Source organism: Streptomyces sp. NPDC005925, assembly GCF_040638805.1.
Lineage (GTDB): Bacteria > Actinomycetota > Actinomycetes > Streptomycetales > Streptomycetaceae > Streptomyces.
The window spans coordinates 201,916-218,830 of record NZ_JBEXVL010000002.1; the positions used below are offsets into that span (position 1 = coordinate 201,916).

13 protein-coding genes are annotated in these 16,915 nt (G+C 72.6%); 3 read left to right on the forward strand and 10 right to left on the reverse strand.

The annotated features are described in order from the left end of the window. The first annotated feature begins 60 nt into the window (after nt 1–60). Nucleotides 61–945: a hypothetical protein gene (locus tag ABZ354_RS03625; RefSeq protein ID WP_358652530.1), complete on the forward strand. Its 885-nt coding sequence runs from the start codon at nt 61–63 to the stop codon at nt 943–945. On the opposite strand, the gene ABZ354_RS03630 is transcribed toward ABZ354_RS03625, so the two are convergent. After that, a complete protein-coding gene (locus ABZ354_RS03630; RefSeq protein WP_358652531.1) occupies nt 926–1,543 on the reverse strand; it encodes a hypothetical protein in 618 nt (205 codons plus the stop codon). The two genes, ABZ354_RS03625 and ABZ354_RS03630, sit on opposite strands and share 20 nt — an antisense overlap. A 739-nt stretch (nt 1,544–2,282) precedes the next feature. Here ABZ354_RS03630 and ABZ354_RS03635 point away from each other — a divergent pair. After that, nucleotides 2,283–3,056: an IclR family transcriptional regulator gene (locus ABZ354_RS03635; protein ID WP_358652532.1), complete on the forward strand. Its 774-nt coding sequence runs from the start codon at nt 2,283–2,285 to the stop codon at nt 3,054–3,056. Continuing rightward, complete coding sequence (locus ABZ354_RS03640; protein ID WP_358652533.1) at nt 3,053–3,898, forward strand: SMP-30/gluconolactonase/LRE family protein; 846 nt, start codon at nt 3,053–3,055, stop codon at nt 3,896–3,898. The genes ABZ354_RS03635 and ABZ354_RS03640 overlap by 4 nt, the downstream gene beginning before the upstream one ends. A gap of 25 nt (nt 3,899–3,923) precedes the next feature. Here the strand turns inward: ABZ354_RS03640 and ABZ354_RS03645 are convergent, their stop codons facing one another. The 9 genes from ABZ354_RS03645 to ABZ354_RS03685 form a co-directional block, all read right to left on the reverse strand. Continuing rightward, nucleotides 3,924–5,297 carry a pyridine nucleotide-disulfide oxidoreductase gene (locus ABZ354_RS03645; RefSeq protein WP_358653134.1) on the reverse strand — a complete coding sequence of 458 codons (1,374 nt, stop codon included), beginning with the start codon at nt 5,295–5,297 and terminating at the stop codon, nt 3,924–3,926. Nucleotides 5,298–5,367: 70 nt separating this feature from the next. After that, the gene (locus ABZ354_RS03650) at nt 5,368–6,693 is read right to left on the reverse strand and encodes an MAB_1171c family putative transporter (RefSeq protein WP_358653135.1); all 1,326 of its coding nucleotides are present in this window, start codon (nt 6,691–6,693) and stop codon (nt 5,368–5,370) included. Nucleotides 6,694–6,833: 140 nt separating this feature from the next. Then, nucleotides 6,834–7,460 (reverse strand): toxin-antitoxin system, toxin component family protein, encoded by a 627-nt coding sequence (locus ABZ354_RS03655; RefSeq protein WP_358652535.1) that lies wholly within the window; start codon nt 7,458–7,460, stop codon nt 6,834–6,836. Nucleotides 7,461–7,724: 264 nt separating this feature from the next. After that, on the reverse strand, nt 7,725–10,391 hold the full coding sequence (locus tag ABZ354_RS03660) for a beta galactosidase jelly roll domain-containing protein (protein ID WP_358652537.1): 2,667 nt from the start codon (nt 10,389–10,391) through the stop codon (nt 7,725–7,727). 284 nt (nt 10,392–10,675) lie between these two features. Continuing rightward, nucleotides 10,676–11,824 (reverse strand): aldose epimerase family protein, encoded by a 1,149-nt coding sequence (locus tag ABZ354_RS03665; RefSeq protein ID WP_358652539.1) that lies wholly within the window; start codon nt 11,822–11,824, stop codon nt 10,676–10,678. Between the two features lie 76 nt (nt 11,825–11,900). After that, nucleotides 11,901–13,145 carry a multiple monosaccharide ABC transporter permease gene (mmsB, locus tag ABZ354_RS03670; RefSeq protein ID WP_358652541.1) on the reverse strand — a complete coding sequence of 415 codons (1,245 nt, stop codon included), beginning with the start codon at nt 13,143–13,145 and terminating at the stop codon, nt 11,901–11,903. Then, entirely contained in the window at nt 13,142–14,692 is a 1,551-nt protein-coding gene (mmsA, locus tag ABZ354_RS03675; protein ID WP_358652543.1) for a multiple monosaccharide ABC transporter ATP-binding protein, read from the reverse strand. Before mmsA ends, mmsB begins: the two co-directional genes overlap by 4 nt. 32 nt (nt 14,693–14,724) lie before the next feature. Beyond that, the gene (gene chvE / locus ABZ354_RS03680; protein WP_358652545.1) at nt 14,725–15,837 is read right to left on the reverse strand and encodes a multiple monosaccharide ABC transporter substrate-binding protein; all 1,113 of its coding nucleotides are present in this window, start codon (nt 15,835–15,837) and stop codon (nt 14,725–14,727) included. A gap of 88 nt (nt 15,838–15,925) precedes the next feature. Then, nucleotides 15,926–16,894 (reverse strand): hypothetical protein, encoded by a 969-nt coding sequence (locus ABZ354_RS03685; protein ID WP_358652547.1) that lies wholly within the window; start codon nt 16,892–16,894, stop codon nt 15,926–15,928. Nucleotides 16,895–16,915: the final 21 nt, after the last annotated feature.

The window sequence follows — 16,915 nt, forward strand, 5'->3', positions numbered from 1 at the left end:
GCCGGCCGGGTTGCTAGCCTGCCGTTCGCTCACCTGTTCGCGCGCCGAGGAGGAGTCCCCGTGCCCCGCATCGCCCTCGTCACCTGCCGGCCCGGCCCCGACGTCAGCGTCGACCCGGATCTTCCGGTGCTGCTGGAGGCCCTGCGGGGGGCCGGGGCGCGGGTGTCGGCCGAGGTGTGGGACGACCCCGGCGTCGACTGGGGGGTCTTCGACCTCGTCCTCATACGCTCCACCTGGGACTACAGCCGGCGCGCCGCCGAGTTCGCGGCGTGGGCGGAGACCTGCGGGAAGGTCACGCGGCTGCGGAACCCGGCCGGAGTCGTCCGCTGGAACACCGACAAGCGCTACCTCGGCGAGCTGGCCGCGGCCGGGGTGCCGGTCGTCCCCACCCGGTACGTCGCACCCGGCGACCCCTTCGATCCACCCGGAGACCACGAGTACGTCGTCAAGCCCACCGCCGGGGCCGGCGCCCGGTTCGCCGCGCGCTACCGGCCGGGGGAGCGGGACACCGCCGCCGCGCAGGTCGCGCGGATGCACGCCGAGGGGTTCACGGCGATGATCCAGCCGTACGTCGCGAGCGTCGACACGGAGGGCGAACGGGCCCTGCAGTTCTTCGGCGGCCGGCTGCTGCACGCAGCGCGCAAGGGTGCCGTGCTCGCACTCGGCACGCCCTACGACAAGAAGAAGGTCGCCCACCCGGGCCTGGAGACCTGGACACCGACCCCGGCCGAACTCTCCGTCGCCGGGCGCGCCCTGGCCGCCGTACCGGCCGCCGTGACGGGCGGGTCCGGCCTGCTGTACGCCCGCGCCGACCTCGTGACCGGCCGGGACGGGGAACCGGTCGTGATGGAACTCGAACTCGTGGAGCCCCATCTGTTCCTGTCGCTGCACACGGCGTCCGTCCCGCGGGTCGTCGAGGCGGTGCTCACGGCCGCCCGCCGCTGACCGCCGTCCGCTGCAGCAGGCCCCAGGTGAACTCGGCGGCCACCTCGTGCCGTACGCCCCGGCGGTCCGGCGCGGTGAACGCCAGGCCCCAGCGGGTGGGGGCCGTGCCCTGCAGAGGGCGGGCCGGGGAGAAGGCGCGGGCCGCCTCGTCGATCGTGCACGACCAGGGGGCGAGGTCCTCCAGGGCGCGCAGGAGGGGCGGCCGGGCGCCCGGCGCGCGGACCAGCCACTCGTTCCAGACCACGCCGTCCGGGGCGAGCAGCACCTCGAAACGCAGGTCCGGCCAGAGCGGCAGCCGCCACAGGCGGGCCTCGCAGTCCAGGTCGCCCACCCGGCGCCGCGCCACCGACTCGGGCTCGCCCAGCACCGAGCGGTACCGGCCCGCGGCCGAGCGGGAACGCGGCGAGCGGACCATCGCCTGCCAGCGCCGGTTGGCCTCCCGCATCTGTGCGACGGAGGCACCCAGCTCGTGCCGGGCGTCCTCCACCAGGCCCGGATTGTGGTCGGCCATCCGGCGCAGCAGCACCAGCTGGAAGTCGAGCGGGGTGAACGGACCGGCCGGGCCGGCGGGACGCTTTCCGGAAGGCATGCGCCCCATCGTCGCGCACCGGCCCCGTGCCACGGGCGGCACAGGTCCCGGGCCGGGCGGCACCGGTCCCGGGCTCATGGGCGGGACCGTCCGGGCTCGTGGGCGGGTACCCCCCGCCCCCTCAGCCTCCGCTCGGCCCTCGCTCAGGCTCCTGCCCCGGCGGTCGCCTTGACCGCGGTCCGGCGGGGCTCCGGGCGGCGGGTTTCCGGGCGGTCGGAGGTGGACCACCACCGTGGTGGAGAACCGCTGCACGGCGTCGTCGACGCTACGGATGAGGTGGCCCTGTGGCACCTGTCCTGGGCCGAGGTGGCCCACTCCAGACTGACGATCACCGACCCGGTGCTCTCGCTCAGCGACGACAGCGTGACGTTCGCTCCCTTGACCATGTCCCGCATGAAACCCCCAGGATCACCGACTCGAGGCAGACGGGTGCCCGCCGTCCGCATCGGCCCTCTGCCGTATCTCCGCCGTGCGACTGGTGTGACATGTCGCACGTGGGAGGACTGTAGTGCTCAATGAGGGGCGGTGTACGCCATGTTGGGAATCGGTGGACACCCGGTGCGGGTCGTACGCCGGAGTGCTCGACGCGTTCCCGCGGTGCGCACGCGGAGCGTCCCGCGGGCGGCGATGTGCGCCTGACCATTGCCCGCAAAAACGCGGTGTGACTAGCCTGTGTTCGTCATGCCGATCGCCTGTTGAAATCTCGAACACAGGCGCCTGAGACCCACCGACAGAGAGGGGGCCGGTCGTGGGACGACTCGTACCAGCCGTGACCCGGGCTCTCGACATACTCGAGCTCTTCCTCGACGGGGACGGGACGCTGTCCGCACCCGACATCGTGCGCAGGCTCCAGCTGCCCCGCACCACCGTGCACGAGCTGGTCACCACACTCGCCGCCCGGAAGTACGTCGTCCCCGTGCAGGGACAGCCCGGACGGTACCGGCTCGGCGTACGGCCGTACCAGCTCGGCGCCCGCTACTCCGAGCAGCTCGACCTGGCCGCCGAGGGGCAGCAGGTCGCCCGGACCGTCGCCGAGACCTGCGACGAGACCGTGCACGTGGCGATCCTCGAGGACACCGACGTCATCTACATCGCCAAGGTCGACTCCACGCACGCGGTGCGCATGGTGTCCGCGGCCGGGCGCAGGCTGCCCGCGCACTGCACCTCCGTCGGCAAGATGCTGCTGGCCTCCCTCCCCGGCACGGAGCTCGCCGCACGCATCCCCGACGGTGCCCAGCTCGCCGGGATGACGCCGAACAGCATCACCGATCCGGCCGTGCTGCGCGAAAGCCTCGCCGGGATCCGGGAGCGCGGTGTCGCGGTCGAGAACCGGGAGTCCAACCCGGACGTCTCCTGCGTCGCCGCGCCCGTACGCGACCGCACCGGGCAGGTCGTCGCCGCCCTGTCCATCTCGGTGCCGATGATCCGCTGGAGCGAGGACCGCCTCGCCGAACTGGAGCGGCTCGCCGTCAAGGGCGCCGCCGACCTGTCGGAGCGGCTCGGCCACCGGAGCGTCGTATGAGCGGCTACGAGGTGGCGGTGCGGGCCGGGGCCGCGCTCGGCGAGGGGCCCACGTGGGACGCGGCGGCCGGACGGCTGCTGTGGATCGACATCCTCGGCTCCCGCCTGCACGGCTACGACCCCGCCACCGGGCGGCGCCGCGTCCGTACCACCGGCCAGCACGTCGGTGCCGTCAAGCCGCGCGCGGGCGGCGGGCTCGTCCTCAACCTGCGGGACGGCATCGCACTTCTCGACCCCGACGGTGCCTTCCGCTGGCTGCGCCGGGAGGCCGTCCCCGGCCGGCGCGCCAACGACGCGGCCGTGGCGCCCGACGGTTCCCTGTGGGCGGGCACGATGCGGTACGACGAGGCGCCGGGCGGCGGCACGCTGTCCCGGGTCACCGGCGACGGCAGGGCCGAGGTCGTCCTGCCCGGCGTGACCGTCAGCAACGGCACCGGCTGGAGCCCCGACGGCCGGCTGATGTACTACGTCGACTCGCCCACCCGGCGTATCGACGTCTTCGCGTACGAAGAAGGGCGGGTGACGAACCGGCGGGCGCTCGCCGTCATCGAGGACGGGGCGGGTTTCCCCGACGGGCTCACCGTGGACGCCGACGGGTGCGTGTGGGTCGCCCTGTGGGACGGCGGGGCGGTACGCCGCTACACGCCGGACGGGACGCTGGACCGGGTGGTCGGACTGCCGGTGCCGCGCGTGACCGCCTGCGCCTTCGGCGGCGCCGGCCTGACCGACCTGTACGTCACGACCGCCCGCGTCGGTCTCGACCCGGCTCCGCCGCTGGCCGGCTCCCTGCTGGTGGTACCGGACGCGGGGCGGGGGATGCCGCAACCGGCCTTCGCGGGATGACCCGCACGGCAGGCCCGCCCGTGGCTTACGCCAGGCCCGCCGCCTTGCGTTCCTCCGACGTGAGCGGCGGGCCCGTCAGCCGCGGCTTCAGCGGGCCCACCAGCGCCGCCAGCAGCATGTCCGGCGTCAGCAGCGTCTCCGCGCGGCGTTCCAGCGACGTCACGTCGGTGACGCGGCGGGCGATGCGGCCGTTGCCCGTGGCCGTGAGCATCAGACGGTCGACGTACGCGGCGACGAGGCGGTCGCGCAGGGTGGGGCCGCCGGCCGTCGCACCCGGGTAGAACACGTCCTGGCCGATGGCCAGGTCCCAGGCCGCGGCGACCGGCCGGGCCGCCGCCTTCTGCACGCGGAGTGACAGGCCGGGCGCCCCCCAGCCGTGCCGCCGGACCACGTCCCGCAGGCTCAGCGCGCACTGGGCGGCGACCGAGAGGCCGTGGCCGTAGACCGGGTTGAAGGCGGCGAGGGCGTCGCCGAGGACGGTGAAGTTCTCGGGCCAGGCCGGCATCCGCTCGTAGTAGGTGCGGCGGTTCACGGTGGCGCGGGTGAAGGAGACACCGGAGAGGGGCTCGGCGCGCTCCAGCAGTTTCCCGATCAGCGGGTGCCGCAGCCGGTCGCGGGCGAACGGCACGAAGTCGGCGGCGTCCGACGACGGTTCGCCGCCGCGCGTGCCGGAGAGGGTGACGATCCAGCGGCCGTCCTCGACGGGCAGCAGGAAGCCCGCCCGGCCGGGGCCGCCGTCGCGCGGGTCGGGCTGCACGTTGACCACCGGGAACCCGTCCCGGGCGTCCTCCGGCGCGAGGAACAGGCGGCTGACGTAGGCGAGCCCCGAGTCGACCTCCCGGCGCCGCGGCTCGGGCAGCCCGAGGAGGGCGAGCCACTTGGCGGCCTGCGAGCCGCGCCCCGTGGCGTCCACGACCAGGCCGGCGGTGAGGGTGCGCCCGGTGCCGCCGCGCACTGCGCACCCGCCGCTCCCGCGGCTGTTCTCGCGGACGCGTACGCCCGTGACGGCGGCGGCCGTTCCCGTCAGGCCCAGTACCTCCGTGCCGGTGAGCACCTCCACGCGCGGGTCGGCCAGGACGCGTGCGCGGATCGTCGCGTCCAGCAGGTCGCGCCCGGCCAGGACCACGTGGTGCGACTCGGGCCAGCGACGGAACCAGCCCTGCGACGAGAGGGCGACCACGTCCGTGGTGACCGGCAGCCGACGCGCCCCGGCGTCCCGCAGCGCGGCCGTGACGCCCGGCAGGAGTTCCTCGAGGGCGAGGGCGCCGCCCGACCACAGCATGTGGGCGTGGCGCGCCTGCGGCAGCCCCTTGCGGGGCACGGGCCCGTCGGGCAGGACGTCGCGCTCGACGACCACGACGCGGTCGGCGCACCCGGCGAGCGCGCTCGCGGCGAGCATGCCGGCGTGGGACCCGCCCAGCACGAGTGCGGTTCTGACGGGGGCGGGACGGTCCGGACGCCCGGGACGTTCACTCATGCGCGCGCACGCTCTCTGCCAGTGCGGTCGCGCGGGCGCGTACCGCCTCGATGTCGTCGGGACGGCGAAGGGCCCGGGACACGTCCTGGATCTCCCGCAGCAAGTACGTCGTGTCCGGCGCGGACGGTTCGGACGGCCCGTGCGGTCCCGACGGCCCGTGCGGTCGGGAGCTCCCGTGCGGTCCGGACGGTTCGGACGGTTCGGACGCCCCGGCCGGTGCGGGCACGGGGCCCGAGTCCTCGGACTCCGGGGACCGCTCCCGGGCGTCGACCGCCGCCAGGATCGTCACCGCGGCGGCCAGGGCGCGGGCCCGCGCGGGGGGACGGCCCAGGGCGAGGGCGGCCCGGTGGGACCGGTCGCGCAGGTCCTCGTCGAGGTACCGGGCCAACTGGAGGAGCCCGTCACGGATGAACGTCTCGCGGCGGATCAGCCGCAGCTGGGCGGTGGTGCGCAGCGCGTACGGCTCGCGGCGGCCGGTGACGGTCCGCATCAGCCGGTACAGCGGGCGCAGCCGCCGGTGCTCGCGCCGGACCCGCCAGTGCTCGTGAAGGTACTGACCGGCGTGCGGGATGATGAAACCGACCGCGACGAGTGTCGCCGAGACGCAGGCGGCCGACGGCGCCACGTACGTGCTCAGCCAGTCCAGGTCCCGCCCTGCCCAGCGGGCGACGACCGCCGTCAGCTTGGACGCGTCGAAGAACAGGTTCGACGCGTACCCGACGCCCAGGAACCGCAGGCCCGCGCGCAGCCACGCGTCGAGCCCGTCGGTGCGGATCCAGTTCCAGATGAGCCGGGCCGTGACGGCGCAGGCCACGGTGTGCGCGGTCAGGTAGAGCAGGATCTGCTCGCGCATGAAGGGCGTGGTGGCGTAGTACGTGTCGAGGTCCTGGAGCCGTTCGACGGGCGCGTCCGCGAGCCAGAACAGGATCCACAGGGTGACGACCACCCCGGCGTACACGGACACCACCCAGCGGGTCGCGCGCTGCGTCTCTTCCGAGCGGTCGTGGAGGCCGTTGCGCCAGGCGATGATCAGCAGCAGCCAGGACGCGCTGAGCGCGGTCAGCAGGGAGTACACCCAGGGCGCGGAGATGTTCGGCACGCCGGTGACGCGGTTGGTCCAGGCGATCGTGCCGGGCGCGGCGAAGACGAACACCGCGCAGCCGAACAGCAGCAGGCCGCCGACGGCCCGCAGCAGCGGGTCCCGCCACATCTTGACGATGCTGGGCAGCTTGAGCGCCAGGGCGGCGCCCAGCACCAGCGTCGGCAGCCAGAAGGAGACCGACAGTCCGCTGAGCCACTCGGCCGGGTCCGCGGTCAGCCGCGCCGGGTCGGCCGTCAGCCCGGCAGGGTCCACCGTCAGCCCGGCCCAGTCCGTCGTCAGCCGGGCCCGGCCGGCGGCCCACTGCGCGTGACCCGCGGCGGAGCCGGTGACGGCGCCCGCCGCATCGGGGGCGTGCGTCACCGCGCCGTACCTCCGCGTCCCCGGTAGCCGAGGGACCTCTGGATGGGGCCGAGGACCGCGGGGCGGCGGACCGCGCCCCCGCTTCCACCCTCCCCCGGCAGGTACGGCCGCAGCGCCGCCGCCAGCCGGAGACCGAAGTCGTCCGCCTCCGCCTCGTCCGCCTCGCGGGAGCCGTCACGGGCCGCGACGGTCAGGGCGCCGTCGCGCCAGCCGGGACCCCCGGCCAGCGCGCGGGCGGCGGCCGTGCCGGCGGCGTGGTGGTGGCGGTGACCGGCCTCCAGGTGCCACAACTCGTGCCCGAGGATGACCAGTTGCTGGAGGGCCTCGGCGCGTTCCTCCACGATGACGAGGTCGAAGTCCTGGAACTCCATCGAGAGTCCCGTCACCTCGATCTCGTCCGGGAAGCGTTCGAACCGCAGCTCCACGGGCCGCCCGCCGCGCCGCGCGCTCATCTCCTCGCACAGCGCCCGGCACAGCGCCCCCACGTCGGCGGGGGGCCGGTCTCCGGAGCGGATCGCCTCGGCCAGGCCGGACGCCAGGTCGCGCATGGCGGAGCCGCTCCTCGGGCGCCGCAGCGCCGAGACGACCCGGGACGCCCTCCTCAGCGCGCCCGCGAACACCATCGCACCCCCTTCTCGCCGCCCCACGGCGGCCTGTTCGGAGGGTACGCGGCCGGAACTGTCCGCGTCATGCGTCCCCGCCACCTGTTCGAGGCCGCGGCGCCGGACGGCCGGACGCGCGAACGCCCGGCTTCCCGCCACCTGTCCGAGGTCGTGGGTGCCGGACGGCGGGACGGCGTGGAGCCCCGCTTTCCGCCACCTGTTCGAGGCCGCGTAGGAACGTGTTCCGGCCGGCCCGATCCCCGCCGCCCGGCCCGAGCACCGGGCTCAGCGTCCGGGGGAGTCCACCAGCGCCACCGGCACCCCTCCGGCCGAGCAGCCCAGCAGCGTCAGCCGCACCTCACGGGGGCCCGACGGCGTGCGGCCGTCGGAGAGGACCGCGAGGGCGAGGGTGTTGTCGCCGCGGGTGCGCAGGATGCCGTTCGGGAGTACGAAGGTGTGCTGGGGGCCCACGTCGTTGACGTACTGGCCCAGGTTCCAGCCGTTGAGGAAGACCTGCGCGCGCCAGGCGTGGCTCCGGTCGTCACCGAGGGTCAGCCCGACCGACGCGTCCACGCCCGCCGGGACGGCCGGACGGAAGTCGGTCCGGTACCAGGTCACGCCCTGCCTGGCCCGTTCCTCGCGCGGCAGGGCGGTCCTCGTCCAGCCGTGCTCGGCGGCGCCGGGCAGGTGCCAGCCGTGGCGCTCGCCGTACAGCCCCCCGGTGTTCAGCGGCCCGCGCACGGGGTCGAGTCCGGCCGTGCCCCGGATCCGCCACCTCACCCGCGGGGCGGGGCCCGCGAAGGCGCCGGCGCTGTGGAAGGTGACGCCGGTCAGCCCGCGGGCCGCCGTGCCGTCGTCGTCGTGCTGCATGGGCCGCACGAGGACGGACAGCACATGCGGGCCGTCCGTACGGGACGCCCACGGCACCTCGAAGCGGGCCGTGTCCTCCCACGTGCCCGGCGAGTCCCGGCCGGGCACCGGCATCCGGTGCGTGCCCAGCGGACGGCCGTCCAGCCAGGCCATCAACAGCCCCTGCGTGCCGGTGCGGTAGGTGAGGGACACCGACCCCAGGGACTCGGCGCCCGTGAAACGGCCCCGGTACCAGACGTCGCCGTACGGGAAGCCGTAGTCGTCCGCGAACAGCACCGGCTGCCCGTGGGGCACCGGCGTCGTACTGCCCGACGTCTTCTTGTCCGCGACGGGCCACGCCCCGTCGTCGAAACCGGGGTCGGCCTCGGGGTTCTCGGCGCGGCGCCGCCAGCCGTCGAGCGCGGGCAGCGCGGGCCGGGGCGCGCCCGGCAGCAGCCGCTCGGCCACCAGGCTCTGTGAGCGGCTGAGCGTCGTGCGCACCGGACGGCCGTTCCAGTGGACCTCGCCGGTCCCGCCGGGCCCCCACACCTCGAGGCCGGTCGGGGCGATCGTGTCGCCGGTGAGCCGGACCGCCGAGTCCCGCACGGACGCCTTGCGCAGCAGCGCCGGGCCGTACACCAGGACCCGGCCCGACGGCGTCTCGCAGGGCCACAGGCGCAGCGACGCGGCGTCGTCGGCGAAGATCAGCAGCAGCGGCCGGTCGAAGCCGCCGCCGTCGACCCGCACCCGGCACAGCCCGCCCACCCCGAGCGGCACCGTCACGTACAGCCGGCCGCGGCTGAACACCCAGGCCGCCTCCGCGTCCAGCCGGGTGGGCACCGGCTCCTCCGGGTACTCCACGACGACTTGTTCCGTCTCGCGGTGCCGGCCCGCGAACACCATGACGTCCATGTCGCCGAAGGTGCCGGCCAGCATGGGCTGCGCCGTGCAGTACGCGAGGGTCCGCCCGGCCAGTTCCAGCCCGGCGGCGATCAGCTTGGCGTCGCGGGCCGGGACGGTGACCGGCACCTCGACGGGGGTGCGGGGCAGGGTGGTGGAGACCGGCTCGGCGGTGTCGTTGCGCAGGACGTAGAGGTGGGCGCCGGTGTCGGGGTTGCGCAGGTGGTGCACGGCGACCCGGTCGTCGGAGGGGCGCACCCGGGCCGCCCGGTCCAGCCGGGCCAGGTCGGGCACCGTCCGCAGCAGGTGACCGAGCTGGTGCGTCGCGGCGAGCGCGGGCGTGGCGCCCCGGGCCTCGTCGAAGAGCGCCGCGCGGTCGTTGGACGAGTAGCGGCCCGACGACGGCAGCCAGCCCCACGACGTGCCCCCGAACGCGGGGCGGGTGTCGTGCAGGGCGGGCCCGCCGCCGAACGCGGCGAGCAGCGTGCGCCGTTCGTGGGTGGGGCCGTGGGCGCGCCGCAGTGCCGCGTACCCCGGCCCGCCCCACGCGTCGGGCCCGTCGCCACGGGTCTCGCGCACCATGTCCGTGATCCAGTACGGCAGGACCGTGCCGCGCCCCCTGGCGTACTCGTGCCGGACGACGATCCGGTCCACCGCGGCGAGCCAGCCGTCGACGTGCCGCCGGAACTCCGGGTCCGCGTCGCCGTGCACCCGCCCCGTCAGCCAGCCGGGCAGCCCGCCCGCGTCCACGTCGGCGCCGACGGAGGGCCCGCGCCGCAGCAGCACGTACAGCCGTGCCTCGGTGGCCAGGCGCAGGAACAGGTCGAGGTCGCGGACCCCGGTGAAGTCGTACCGGTGGGGCCCGAAGGCGTGGACGTTCCACGGGACGCGTGCGCTCACCGCGTTGTACCCGTGGGCGCGCATCTTCTGCAGGAGGTCGCGCCACAGGGACGGGCTGGGCAGCCGGAACGGGTCGAACTCGCCGGACCACAGCACGACCCGCCGGCCGTCGACCACGAGCGAGTACCGGTCGACGTCTATGTCGTGCCGCATGCCGTCCGCCGACGGGGGCTGCGGGGCGGGCCCCGTGGTCACGCGGGATGCCCTGCGCGTGCCGGGCACCTCCAAGGCGCTGCCGCTCAGTGCCAGGCCGAGCACCGTCGTGCCGGCCAGCGCACTGAATGTCCGTCTGCTGAGCTCCAAGGGTGCGCCCTCCTGTGGTGCAGGGTCCCGCGGGTGCCGCCGGACCGCCGTACGTGCCGGACATTCTCCACGTACGGCACCCCCACGCCGCGACGAGGGGAGCAAGGAGTCTCGTACGACCGCCGCGGGGCACGTGCACCGGGTGCCCCGCGGCCGCCGGGCCGGGGGCTCCGGAACGACGGGACGGCCCGTGCCGGGGGAAGCACGGGCCGTCCCGTCGTACGGAGCCACCGGCGCGGATGTTCACCTCGCGGAGAGGCGGCGCGTGCCGGCGCCGGAGGTGCTCACGCGCCGAACGTGTGCACCGTCGTCGTCCGGTACGTCTGCCCCGGGCGCAGCACCGTCGACGGGAACGACGGCTGGTTCGGCGAGTCCGGGAAGTGCTGTGTCTCCAGGCACAGCGCGTCGCCCTGCCGGTAGACGGAGCCGCCGGTGCCCACGAGCGTGCCGTCGAGGAAGTTGCCCGAGTAGAACTGCAGGCCCGGCTGGGTCGTCGCGATCCTCAGGGTGCGCCCCGACGACGGGTCGCGGAGCGTGGCGGCGTGCTCGGGCTGCGAGGTGATCCCCTTGTCCAGGACCCAGTTGTGGTCGAGGCCCTTGCCGTACAGCAGTTGCTCGTGCGCGACGCGGATGTCCCGGCCGACCGCCTTGGCCCGGCGGAAGTCGAACGGCGTGCCCGCGACCTTCGCCAGTTCGCCCGTGGGGATCAGCCCCGGGTCGACCGGCGTGTAGCGGGCCGCGGCGATCGACAGCTCGTGGTCGTAGACCGAACCGCTGCCCTCGCCGCCCAGGTTCCAGTACACGTGGCTGGTGAGGTTGACGACCGTGGCCTTGTCGGTGGTCGCCTCGTAGTCGATGTGCCAGTCGCCGTCCCGGGTGAGCGTGTACGTGACCTTCGCCCTGAGCGTGCCCGGGTAGCCCATCTCGCCGTCGACGCTCGTCCAGTACATGCGCAGGCCGACGTCGGCGCCCTGGCTGAACGGCTCGACGTCCCACACGCGCTTGTCGAAGCCCTGCGCGCCGCCGTGCAGGCTGTTCTCCCCGTCGTTGACGGAGACCTGGTGGTCCGTGCCGTCGAGGGTGAATCTGCCCTTGTCGATGCGGTTGCCGTAGCGGCCGATGAGCGCGCCGAAGTACGGGCTGGAGGCGACGTAGTCGTCCAGGTTGTCGAAGCCGAGGGAGACGTTGCGGTAGCGGCCCCGGCTGTCGGGGATCTCCAGGGCCTGCACGATGCCGCCGTAGGAGAGGACCTTCATCCGCGTGCCGCCGTTCTCCAGCGACCAGCGGTGCACCTTGGTGCCGTCGGCGAGCGTCCCGAAAGGTTCCTTCACCGGTTTCCTGCCTCCCGTGGCGTGCGCCGTGCCGCCGAGTGTCGTTGCGGCGATGCCCGCGGCCGCCGCTCCCGCGATGACCGTGCGTCTGTTCAGTTCCATGTGCGGCTCCTGCGATGGAGAGTCGAAGGGCCCCCGCCCGGTCCGGCAGGAGTCCGGCGGGGGCCCGTATGCCGTGCTACGAACCGACCTTGCGCTTGTTCCACACGTCGAAGCCGACCGCCGCCAGCAGCACCAGGCCCTTGATGACCTGCTGCCAGTCGGTGCCGACACCGAGGAGGTTCATGCCGTTGTTCAGCACGCCGAGGACGAGACCGCCGATGATCGCGCCGAGGACGGTGCCGACACCGCCGCTCATGGACGCGCCACCGATGAACGAGGAGGCGATGGCCTCCAGTTCGAAGTTCAGGCCCGCCTTCGGGGAGGCCGCGTTCAGCCGGGCCGCGATGAGCAGGCCGGCCAGGGCCGCCAGCATGCCCATGTTCAGGAAGACCAGGAAGGTGACCTTCTTGTCCTTCACGCCCGACAGCTTCGCCGCCGGCAGGTTGCCGCCGATCGCGTAGATGTGGCGGCCGATGATCGCGTTGCGCATCAGGTAGCTGAAGCCGACGAGCAGCCCGCCCAGGACCAGCAGCACGATCGGGGTGCCCTTGTAGCTGGCCAGCAGCATCGTCACGGTGAGGACGGCGGCCGACAGCGCGATCAGCTTCAGCGCGAACATCTTGGCGGGCGGTACCTCCAGGGCGAACTCCTGCTGCCGCTTGCGGTCCCGGACCTCCTGGAACACCACGAACGCGATCATCGCGAAGCCCAGCAGCAACGTCAGGTTGTGGTAGTTCGTGTCCGGGCCGACCTCGGGCAGGAAGCCGTTGGCGACCTTCTGCAGACCGTTCGGGAACGGGCCGAGGGTCTGCCCCTCGAGGAAGATCTCCGTCAGACCGCGGAAGATCAGCATGCCCGCGAGGGTGACGATGAAGGACGGTATCCCGCCGTACGCGATGAGGAAGCCCTGCGCGGCGCCCGCGAGCGCGCCGATCACCAGGCACAGCACCACGGCGACCGGCCACGGCAGATCGTTCCGCACCATGAACACGGCGGCCATCGACCCGATGAACGCCGTCAGAGAGCCGACCGACAGGTCGATGTGGCCCGCGATGATGACGAGCATCATGCCGATCGCCAGGATCAGGATGTAGCTGTTCTGCAGCACCAGGTTGGAGACGTTGCGCGGCAGCAGCAGGTCGCCCTCGGTCCACACGGCGAACAGCACCACGATCAGACCGAGCGCGAACAGCATGCCGTACTGCCGCATGTTGCGGCGCATGCCGTCCAGCACCAGCCTGAGCAGCCCGTCGCCGCCCGACGGCCCTCCCTTGCCGACCGGCCCGGGCGCCGGGGTCTTGGCGGTCACATCCGTGCTCATCGGGTTACCTCTTTGTCCTTCGTCATCTGACGCATCAGCGATTCCTGCGAGGCCTCGGCCCGCGAGAACTCGCCCGTGAGGCGCCCCGCGGCCATCGTGTAGATGCGGTCGCACATGCCGAGCAGTTCCGGCAGTTCGGAGGAGATGAAGACGACCGCCTTGCCTTCGGCGGCCAGCTGGTCGATGACCGTGTAGATCTCGTACTTGGCTCCGACGTCGATGCCACGCGTCGGCTCGTCGAGGATCAGCACGTCGGGACCCGCGAAGATCCACTTGCTGAGGACGACCTTCTGCTGGTTGCCGCCGGACAGCTTGCCCACCGGCTCGAAGACGGTCGGCGCCTTGATGTTCATGGATTTCCGGAACCGTTCGGCGACCTGCCGTTCCCCGTGTTCGTCCACCACGCCGTGCTTGGCGACCTTGCCGAGCGCGGTCAGCGAGATGTTGCGGTTGATGGTGTCGATGAGGTTCAGGCCGTAGTGCTTGCGGTCCTCGGTGACGTACGCGATGCCGTGCCCGACCGCCTGGGCGACGGACTTCGTACGGATCTCCCTGCCGTCCTTCAGTACCGTGCCGCCCGCGTACCGGCCGTAGCTGCGGCCGAACACGCTCATCGCGAGCTCGGTGCGGCCGGCGCCCATCAGGCCCGCGATGCCGACGATCTCCCCGCGCCGCACCGACAGCGACACGTTGTCGACGACCTTGCGCTGCTGGTCGATCGGGTGGTGCACGGTCCAGTCCCGGATCTCCAGAGCCGGGGCCGAACCCTCCTCCGGCCGGTGCGGGGTGCGCTCCGGGAAGCGGTTCTCCAGGTCGCGGCCCACCATGCCGCTGATGATCCGGTCCTCCGTGGTCCCGGGAGCCCTCACGTCGAGCGTCTCGATGGTCCGCCCGTCCCGCAGGATCGTCACCGAGTCGGCGACCCTGCGGATCTCGTTCAGCTTGTGGGAGATGATGATCGAGGTGATGCCCTGGTTCTTCAGCTCCAGGATGAGGTCGAGGAGCTTGCCGCTGTCCTCGTCGTTCAGCGCCGCCGTCGGCTCGTCCAGGATGAGCAGCTTCACCCTCTTCGACAGCGCCTTCGCGATCTCCACGAGCTGCTGCTTGCCCACGCCGATGTCGGCGACGCGGGTGTCGGGGTGGTCGGACAGACCGACTCGGCGCAGCAGTTCGGTGGCGTGCCGCAGGGTCTCGGTCCAGTCGATGACGCCGCGCCTGGCGTGTTCGTTGCCGAGGAAGATGTTCTCCGCGACGGAGAGGAACGGCACCAGCGCCAGTTCCTGATGGATGATCACGATGCCGCGTTGCTCGCTGGCCCGGATGTCCTTGAACCGGCAGGCCTCCCCCTCGAAGAGGATGTCGCCCTCGTAGCTGCCGTGCGGATGGACGCCGGAGAGGACCTTCATCAGGGTCGACTTGCCGGCGCCGTTCTCCCCGCAGATGGCGTGGACCTCGCCCTGGCGAACAGTCAGCGTGACGTCCGACAGCGCCTTGACACCCGGGAAGGTCTTGACGATCGAGCGCATTTCCAGGACGGGTCCCGCCATGGTCGTGCCTTCCAATCAGTAGGTGCCGACGGTTACTTGAGGTCTCCCTCGGCGTAATAGCCGCTGTCGACGAGGATCTCCCGGTAGTTGGACTTGTCGACGCTCACCGGGTCGAGCAGGTACGACGGCACGACCTTGGCACCGTTGTCATAGGTCTTGGTGTCGTTGACCTCGGGCTTCTTGCCGTTCAGGACGGCGTCGACCATCTTCGAGGCCACCTCGGCGAGCTTGCGGGTGTCCTTGTAGACGGTCTGCGTCTGCTGGTCGGCGGCGATCGACTTCACCGACGCGATCTCGGCGTCCTGGCCGGTGAGGACCGGCAGCGGCTTGTTCTTGGAGCCGTAGTCGTCCGACTTCAGCGCCGACAGGATGCCGATGGAGATGCCGTCGTACGGCGAGAGCACCGCGTCGACCCGCTCCCGCTTGTAGGCGGAGGTCAGGATGTCGTCCATGCGCTTCTGCGCGGTGCCGCCGTCCCAGCGCAGCGTGGTCACCTGGTTGAGGCTGGTCTGCCGGGAGCGGACGACCAGGTCGCCCTTGTCCATGTACGGCTTCAGGACGTTCATCGCGCCCTGGAAGAAGTACTTGGTGTTGTTGTCGTCGTTGGAGCCGGCGAAGAGCTCGATGTTGAAGGGGCCCTTCTTGCTGCCGTCCTTCAGGCCGAGCTTGTCCAGGATGTAGGTGCCCTGGAGTTCGCCGACCTTCTCGTTGTCGAAGGAGGCGTAGTAGTCGACGTTCTTCGTGCCGAGGATCAGACGGTCGTAGGAGATGACCGGGATGTCCGCGTCCTTGGCCTGCTGGAGGACGTTGTTCAGGGACTTGTTGTCGATCGCCGCGACGATCAGGGCCTTCACGCCCTGCGTGATGAGGTTCTCGATCTGGGAGACCTGCTGGTCCGGGTCGTCCTCGCCGTAGACCAGTCTGGTCTTGTAGCCCTTGGACTCCAGGTTCTTCTTGACGTTCTTGCCGTCGGCGATCCAGCGCTCGGACGACTTGGTCGGCATCGCGATACCGATGGTGCCGCCCTTGGCGTCACCCTTGTCCTCCTTGCTGCCGCCCTCGCTGTCCTGCCCGCAGGCGGTGAGGGTGAGGGCGAGCGAGGCGGCCGTGGCCATCGCGGCGAGTGCGGCTCTGCGGTTGCGCATGGTCATCATCCTTGGGTGTGCAGCGGGGCTCGGGTGTGTGCGATTGTGCGCGGTCGTGTCGTGTTTTGAGAAGAGTTTTTCCGCAACGTTATGACGAAACCTCGAACCTGTGGAGGGGCCCGGGCAGTCGGGACCCCAGTGGCGCCATGTCGCCTCCCGCGCCGTGCCGGGCCAGCAGGTCCAGCGCCAGCCGCCCGCGCCGCACCCGCTCCCGGGCGCCGGCCAGCGCCAGTTCCCGCAGGTGGTGGCCGTACGGGTAGATGCCGGGCGCCTTGGCGAGGCCGAACTTCAGATACAGCGGGGCGCCGCGCCGGATCAGTTCGGCGACCTCGTACATCCGGATATAACCGCCCAGGTCGTCCGGGGCCTCGATGTACATGTCCATCGGTGCCGCCGACACCCGGCGTATCTCCGTCAGGTGACCGAGCGTCAGGTCGCTGGGTACGTTGACCGAATCGGCGCCGAGCCGCTCGTACACGGCGTACGCCGCCGGGTTCACCGGCCCGACGAGCGCGCTCACCTTCAGCGTCGTCCCGGCCGGGAGGATGCCCGCCGCGCGCGCCCGGTGCAGCGTCCACAGCACACCCTCGTCGGCCACCAGCAGGCAGGTGACGCCCAGTTCGGTGGCCCGCACGGCGTCCTCGACGCAGCCGGCGACCGCGTCGTGACCCCGGGCCCGCAGCCCGCCGCCGCCCGACTCCGTGCGGGTGGAACCGCCGATGTCCCAGGTGCCGCGCGGGCCGGTGAACAGGCAGAGCTCGACGTCCCGTTCGCGGGTCGCCCCGACCATCTCGGTGATCTCGGCGTCGGTCAGCATCCACACGCCGCTGCCCTGACTGATCCGGTGCACCGGCACGTCCAGCCGTGCGGCCTCCTCCAGGACCACCGCGAGCGCCTCGGGACCCTCGCACGAGGGAACCTCGGTGCGCCAGCGGCCACCGCCGGGGAAGGAGTACGGCGAGGCGTCGGCGGGGTCGGGGGCGGGCGCCCCCAGGCCGAGAGCGGTGAGCGCCGGCTCGCCGGGTCGACGGGCTGCCGGGGCGGAAGCGTCGGTCACAGGCTGTCCTTTGTGTGCGAA